The 7143-nt window shown below is 41.6% G+C and carries 5 protein-coding genes; 2 read left to right on the plus strand and 3 right to left on the minus strand.

The window, feature by feature from the left end:
- Positions 1-261: 261 nt before the first annotated feature.
- On the minus strand, positions 262-987 hold the full coding sequence (locus tag IQ259_RS20635; RefSeq protein WP_228014665.1) for an ABC transporter permease: 726 nt from the start codon (positions 985-987) through the stop codon (positions 262-264).
- Positions 988-1517: 530 nt separating this feature from the next.
- Between IQ259_RS20635 and IQ259_RS20640 the strand changes: the two genes are divergently transcribed.
- Entirely contained in the window at positions 1518-2603 is a 1086-nt protein-coding gene (locus tag IQ259_RS20640) for a glycosyltransferase family 4 protein (RefSeq protein ID WP_193887871.1), read from the plus strand.
- Between the two features lie 327 nt (positions 2604-2930).
- On the opposite strand, the gene IQ259_RS20645 is transcribed toward IQ259_RS20640, so the two are convergent.
- The gene (locus IQ259_RS20645; RefSeq protein WP_193887872.1) at positions 2931-3482 is read right to left on the minus strand and encodes a peroxiredoxin; all 552 of its coding nucleotides are present in this window, start codon (positions 3480-3482) and stop codon (positions 2931-2933) included.
- A gap of 412 nt (positions 3483-3894) precedes the next feature.
- On the minus strand, positions 3895-4506 hold the full coding sequence (locus tag IQ259_RS20650) for a peroxiredoxin (protein ID WP_193887873.1): 612 nt from the start codon (positions 4504-4506) through the stop codon (positions 3895-3897).
- Between the two features lie 141 nt (positions 4507-4647).
- Here IQ259_RS20650 and IQ259_RS20655 point away from each other — a divergent pair, with 141 nt between their 5' ends.
- A complete protein-coding gene (locus IQ259_RS20655; RefSeq protein ID WP_193887874.1) occupies positions 4648-6882 on the plus strand; it encodes an amylo-alpha-1,6-glucosidase in 2235 nt (744 codons plus the stop codon).
- Positions 6883-7143 lie beyond the last annotated feature (261 nt).

Here is a 7143-nt window from a genome sequence, read left to right on the forward strand (position 1 = left end):
CATTCCAAAGAAAATCATAGGACGGGAATCTCGCCATTGTCAAGGGTATTTTAATATATATGCAAGTGCAAATTCGCTCTTAATTTAGTTCTGCTTGAATAAAGAGATTGTGATTAATTTATAAGGTACTAATTAATTCAATTTCAAAGTTATAGATGTAATTTTTGATTAATTACAAAATAGATATTTTGTAATAAAGCCTACAATAATCTTGGCGATCGCTAATTTTTTTTGGACAAAATCGCTATAACTAAAAAAAAATTACTTTTTTTCACCTAGCATTCGCATCAACTCTGCGATAAAAGCTACAATTGCAGACACGGTAATTAGCAATACACTCAGAGCATTAATATCAGGTTTTACACCAGTTCTAATCCGACTAAAAATTTCCATTGGCATGGTGTTGTAACCACTACCAGCGGTAAAACTAGCAATCAAAAAATCATCTAAGCTGAGAACAAAAGCCAGCAGACAACCAGCCACAATCCCAGGCATTAATTGAGGTAGTAATACTTTAATAAAGGCTTGTACTGGTGTAGCACCTAAATCTAATGCGGCTTCTTCTAAGTGCGGATCTAAGTTGTTGAGTCGTGACGCAACAACTACTGCTACGTAAGCTAGGCAAAATACTACATGAGCCGCGACAATTGTCCATAAACTCAGAGGAATTGCAAAGGCGGCGAGGAAAACGAGAGTGGCAACAGCGATCGCAATATCAGGAATAATTAAGGGTAAGTAAGAAATACCACGATACAAACTCTTACCAGGAAATTTATAACGCGCCAATCCTACCGCCATTAATGTTCCTAACACCGCTGAAATTCCCACGGCGCAAAAGGCAACTATCAAACTATTGTTCAAAGCGGATAAAATGCGATCATCATTGAACAGTTGGCGATACCAATCGAGAGTAAATCCTTGCCAAGTTGCACTATAAGGAGATTGGTTGAAACTATAAAACCCTAGTACCAGTATAGGTAAGTACATAAAAATAAATATGATTATCGAGAAAACCGCTTGCCATGCGACACGCGGTTTTTTTTGTGTTGGAGAAATATTCATGTTTAAAAATTAGTAATTTTCTATATTTTCCTAGTGTATCTGATTTAACTCAAAAGTCAAAAAATAGGAGTTTAGGGGATAAGGGTATAGAGTGTAGAAGAACCCCATAAATAAATTAAGGGATATTAAGGGGCTTACCTCATTCGACGAAGCTCACATCCTTGCACCCGCCCCAAAGAGGCTTGCTCAATCCACCAAGTTTCATAAGTTGAAAAGCAAGTTTACCTCTTGCGGAGAATACAACTTATCTATAAAGGTAGACAAAATTTTCATGAGTTAAAGCCTAAGATTTTGATGCAATTATTTATAAATTTGGTTTTCAAAGTGAATTGATAGTGCTAGAAAACAATGCTGAGTTAGTGACATCCTGAAACTCATCAATATTAAATAAAAAGCAACTGTAAATCAACGAATAGACACTATTAATTCAAAATTTATCTTTTAGGAGGTTTGTGATGAGAATAGCTCAAGTTTCCCCGCTGTTGGAGAGAGTACCACCCCCAGCTTACGGGGGTATAGAGTTGGTAGTGGGGTTACTGACTGATGAATTAGTCCGGCGCGGACATGAAGTTACTCTATTCGCATCGGGCGATTCTATCAGTTTAGCCAAGCTAGAATCAGTACATCCTCGTGCTTTACGACTCGATAAGGATGTTAAAGAAACTAGTATCTACGAAATGTTGCAGTTAGCTTCTGTCTACGACAGAGCAGATGAGTTTGATATAATTCACTCTCATATGGGCTGTGCATCTCTACCTTATGCCAATCTTGTGAATACCCCGACAGTTCATACTTTACACGGTATTTTTACCCCCGATAATCAAAAGATGTTTCAATATGCGAAACGTCAACCTTTTATCAGTATTTCCAATGCCCAACGGGAAATTTCATTAGGTCTTAACTATACAGCCACAATTTACAATGGTATAGATATTAGTAGTTACAAGTTTCATCCCCAAGCCGAAGAACCGCCCTATTTAGCCTTTTTAGGTCGGATATCGCCAGAGAAGGGAACACATTTAGCGATCGCTATTGCTAAACAATCCGGTTGGCATTTAAAAATAGCTGGTAAGGTAGATGTTGTTGATATAGAATACTTTGAGCGAGAAATTAAGCCTCTAATTGACGGCAAACAAATTGAGTATTTAGGTGAAGCTAATCATCAACAAAAAAATGCCCTAATGGGAGGTGCAGTCGCAACTTTATTCCCTATCACTTGGCGAGAACCCTTTGGTTTAGTGATGGTGGAATCAATGGCCGCAGGTACACCAGTAATTGCCATGAAATTAGGTTCTACCACCGAGGTAATTGCTCATGGTAAAACGGGTTTCCTCTGTAACAATTGGAAAGAGTGCGTTAATGCAATTGATAAAGTAGCAGAGTTAGACCGTTATGTTTGCCGTCAGCATGTCGAAAGTTATTTTAGCCTTCAGCGGATGACAGACGGTTATGAGGAAGTTTATCGGCACATTATGCAACAAAAATTTGCCAAAAATGGACATCTCCGCAGTACTACTGCTTTAGGAATATCCAAAAAATAAATCATCGATTTTGTGGGGGTGTAATACCAATTCGTAATTCGTAATGACGCTCGTTCCTCGCTAACGCTGCGCTAACGTAATTCGTAATTAAGAAAGTCAGATAAAGTATGGGTTTCGAGGTTTGAATATGTTGCCGGATTTTAGAGAATTGGTATAAGATTTTAAAAAATCACACCCTCATTTTTAAGAATGCGATCGCTTCTGTAGAGAATTTTGCCACATTGCTAATGCTGGAATAACCTCTCCCCCAACCTCTCTCCGACGCGGCTACCATGTATACACGAGTCGGATGTAAAGTAAGTACAGAGGATTTTCAAGAGACAATTATCAATCAAGTTTCGCGGCATTAAATTGTTCTAATAGTGTTTCAACACTAGCATTGTGATCTAAAAACGAAAACAAATGTGCATAAAGCAATTTGCCGTCTTTATCTAACACAAACTGCGCTGGTAAAGGCGCACCCAAAGCTTGTCCTACTTTGTATCTCCGAAAAACTTGGCAACTGGAGTCACTCAACAAGGGCATTTTTAAGCCTAAATCTTGCACAACTATTTGACTCTGCTTTTCATCAGTACTAGTAATCATCAAAACTTCTATACCGCGATTGGTAAATTCCTCGTAGTTTTCATTCAAAGCTTTAATATGAGGAAAGCAAAATGGGCAGTATTGCTTTTCGGTAAAGATGCGTGTAAACGCCAATAATACAGGTTGCTTGCCTCGATAATCTGATAATTTCACCACAGTACCGTTAGTAATATCCGGCAGTTGAAAATCTGGTGTTCCTATTTCCAATCTGAAGTAATTAGTCGCGGGTATTGGTAAAAAATTACGGAAAAATCGCTCATTAAATAAGCCACGAAAATCAGTTGAAGTTAGCATATTTTTATTATTGAATAATATAAAAATTTTAAAGGAATGGATTTATACTCAGCACCGGCTCAACGCCTCGCCATCACTAAGCAGCACTCAGTACTGTAGAAAACAAAACCACAGATAAAGATTCAAATTAACACTGATTTTATATCTGTGTTGATCTCTGCTCATCTGTGGTTTAGACGAATTTTGCCTTAAACTCCAACAAATATTGTTAGAGTTTAAGGCTCAATACGGTTCACTTAAGAAAAAATCGAAATTTCACCCTAAATAGATCAACCCTTCTGTAGGGGGATTGGGGGCATTCTGCCGCCCCCAATCGGGGGTATGGGGGAGAATCCCCCAAATCTTGGTTTTTTCCAACACAATCAAGTAGAAATTTGTTAACTAAACTGCATTGGTTGAAAGATAAGAAATTCTAGACAGAAGCGAAGTAGACTTTAGACTTCACAGGGTCAGGATTCATAGTCTTATCGCCAGGTTGCCAACCAGCGGGGCAAACTTCATCTGGATGTGATTGGACATACTGAATAGCCTGTAATGTCCGCAGGGTTTCATCAACGCTACGACCGAAAGCTAGGTTGTTAATAGTAGCGTGTTGAATGATACCATCTTTATCAATGAGGAACAGACCACGCAAGGCAACGCCTGCGGCTGGGTCAAGGACGTTGTAAGCTGCGCTAATCTCTTTCTTGATATCGGAAACTAGGGGATAATTGAGGTCGCCTACGCCACCAGATTTGCGATCGGTTTGAATCCAAGCGAGGTGGGAGAACATACTATCAACGGAAACACCGAGAACTTCAGTGTTAATTTTCTTGAATTCTTCGTAGCGATCGCTAAATGCTGTGATTTCAGTAGGACAAACAAAGGTAAAGTCTAGAGGGTAGAAAAATAAGACAACATACTTACCACGATAGTCGGAAAGTTTAATTGTCTTGAATTCCTGATCTACTACAGCGGTTGCTGTAAAGTCGGGAGCCTGTTGACCTACACGGAGGCTTCCTTCTGTTCCGTAAGTGAGGGACATTGACTTAATTCTCCTTCAACTTATATCCGTTTTATTAGCGTTAGAATTCGGGTCAGTTAAAACTCACCCATCTACGCTGACTCACAGTTTAATTACGATCTGTTACGACTATATCATAGTCATAACGATTTTGAGTAGCAAATGGCCAATTTAGATACAAGAGAATGGTTGCTCACCAATGGCTTAGGAAGTTTTGCCAGTGGAACAGTTTCTGATATCCGTACAAGAACCTACCACGGTTGGTTGTTTGCCGCTACAAATCCACCCTCTGGGCGCACCCTGCTGTTATCGCACATAGAAGCGAGCTTAGAAGTATCCAGAGGAATTGTGGCTTTAGGGACAAATATCTGGGGTAGTGGTGAGATTAAGCCTACAGGTTACGAACTACTGCGCTCTTTCGAGATTAACCCAGTTCCCAAATGGATTTGGGGTGAAGATAATTGGCAGTTGAGCAGACAACTGGTGATGCCTTACGGCTGGGAAGGAGATAGGGAATTGGGAGCAGGGAAAGAAGTGGCAGAGGCGACAAGGAGCAGGGAGACAAGGGGAGAAATTTCTCCTCTGCCCCCAGCCTCTTGCCCCGTTTCCTCTTCCCAGCTATGCCATCGGATTTTGATTCACTATCGCTATGATGGTGCAGAAACAGCTACTCTTAAACTGCGATTACTCATTTGCGATCGCGACTTTCATCACCAGCAAATGGCTGGAGCAAGTTTACAATTTTCACAATTACTAGGACAACAACAAGTTTGTCTACAAGCGATCGCTTCGGGAAACTTCGGTCAACCTTGGTACTTACGTTGGACGCAGGGTAAATATCAAGCAGACGCATTTTGGTATTGGAATTACGTCTTACCAGAAGAGACACGTCGGGGATTAGGCGATTATGAAGACCTCTATAGCCCTGGCTATTTAACCGTCACTCTCCAGCCTGGAGATACCGTGACTTTAGAAGCAAGGGTAGGTTTTCCTGACCCACAGCAAAGTGTTTTAGTATCTGAAAACTTTGCAGAAGCAGTAGAAGCAGAACAAGAAAGGCTCTGCCAGATTTTTGGATGCAGTCAACAGAAAGCTGGAGATTGGGTAGTAGGAACTGGCGACAGAGGACTATCAAGAAGCAGGGGAGCAGGAAGAGAAGTTGCCAGGAGGGTTTCCCTCCAAGCAAACTTCGGGAAGCAGGAGAGCAGGGGGAATTTTATCTCCCCTACCTCTTCCCAATCCTTAATTTGGCAGCACCTCCTAAAAGCCAGCGATCAGTTTATTGTTTATCGAGCTTCCATTCCTGGTACTACCTTAATCGCTGGTTATCACTGGTTTAACGACAGAGGCCGTGACACCTTAATTGCCTTACCTGGCATAGCATTAGTTACACAACGCTATGACTTAGCAAAAGAGCTATTACAAACTTTTGGGCGTTGCTGTCGCCACGGTCTAATTCCTAATGCGTTTCCTGATGTTGATGGTGAACCACATTACAACAGCATTGATGCGGCCCTATGGTGGATTGAAACACTAGGACTTTATTTAGAAGCCACACAAGACTGGGAATTTTTGGCAGAGCAATTTCCAGTCGTGCAGCAAATTCACAAAGCCTTTGTAGGCGGGACACGCTACAATATCCAGGTTGACGCGACTGATGGGCTGGTGGGTTGGTATGCTCGCGGTGTAGCCTTAACTTGGATGGACGCAGTAGTAAACGGTCAACCTGTAACGCCTCGTCATGGTAAGCCAGTTGAAATCAATGCCCTGTGGTATTCTGCTTTATGTTGGATGAGTCAATGGGCAGAACGCTTAAGCCAGATGCAAGTAAGAGATACAGGACGACTGGCAAAGCAAGCACAGCGTTATAAGCAGCAAGCACAGCAGGTCAAAGTTTCGCTGCAAAAATTCTGGAACCCGATGTTGGGGTACTTGTACGACACTATTGAGCCGGACGATCGCCGCAATTTCCAAATTCGCCCCAATGCTGTTCTTGCTATATCACTACACCATTGTGGATTTTCCCAACAGCAAGGTCGCCAGGTACTCGACTTGGCTACTTATCGCCTACTGACTCCCTATGGTCTTCGTAGCCTTGATGCTGTCGATCCAGAATACGTTGGTAAGTACATAGGTAGCCCTCAGGAACGCGATCGCGCTTACCACCAAGGTACTGTTTGGAGTTGGTTGATTGGGCCTTTTACTCGTGCTTGGCAGCGTTTTTACCCCAAAGAACCACTACCTTTTAGTTGGGAGCCGCTCGTAGACCATTTTCTCTCTGATAATTGTCTTTACTCCATATCAGAAATTTTTGATGGTGACCCGCCACACGCACCAAGAGGTGCGATCGCTCAAGCTTGGTCAGTGGCTGAGGTTATGCGTCATATTCAAGGTTAGTTAACACTTGTATAGGAATCATATTTGATTTCTAAAAAACACTGAGAGATAATACGGTGGAAGATATCTGTCTAGAAGCGAACTATGATAAACCAGTATCTACAAGTAGCAATCGCAGAACTACAGGAATTTATCGATGGTTGCCCAGATGTTCATGAGGTGATACCAATTCACGAAAATCTTGATACAAATTAATGGTTTTTAATTCTTTCCCCCTGCTCCCTGCCCCCTGCCCCCCTGCGGCCTACTTGTATCAAACTT

Source organism: Fortiea sp. LEGE XX443, assembly GCF_015206815.1.
GTDB lineage: Bacteria > Cyanobacteriota > Cyanobacteriia > Cyanobacteriales > Nostocaceae > Nostoc_B.

What these genes read in the sequence shown, in the direction of transcription:
- IQ259_RS20635 (WP_228014665.1), bottom strand. Translation starts at nt 987, where the DNA reads ATGTACTTACCTATACTGGTACTAGGGTTTTATAGTTTCAACCAATCT.
- IQ259_RS20640 (WP_193887871.1), top strand. Translation starts at nt 1,518, where the DNA reads ATGAGAATAGCTCAAGTTTCCCCGCTGTTGGAGAGAGTACCACCCCCA.
- IQ259_RS20645 (WP_193887872.1), bottom strand. Translation starts at nt 3,482, where the DNA reads ATGCTAACTTCAACTGATTTTCGTGGCTTATTTAATGAGCGATTTTTC.
- IQ259_RS20650 (WP_193887873.1), bottom strand. Translation starts at nt 4,506, where the DNA reads ATGTCCCTCACTTACGGAACAGAAGGAAGCCTCCGTGTAGGTCAACAG.
- IQ259_RS20655 (WP_193887874.1), top strand. Translation starts at nt 4,648, where the DNA reads ATGGCCAATTTAGATACAAGAGAATGGTTGCTCACCAATGGCTTAGGA.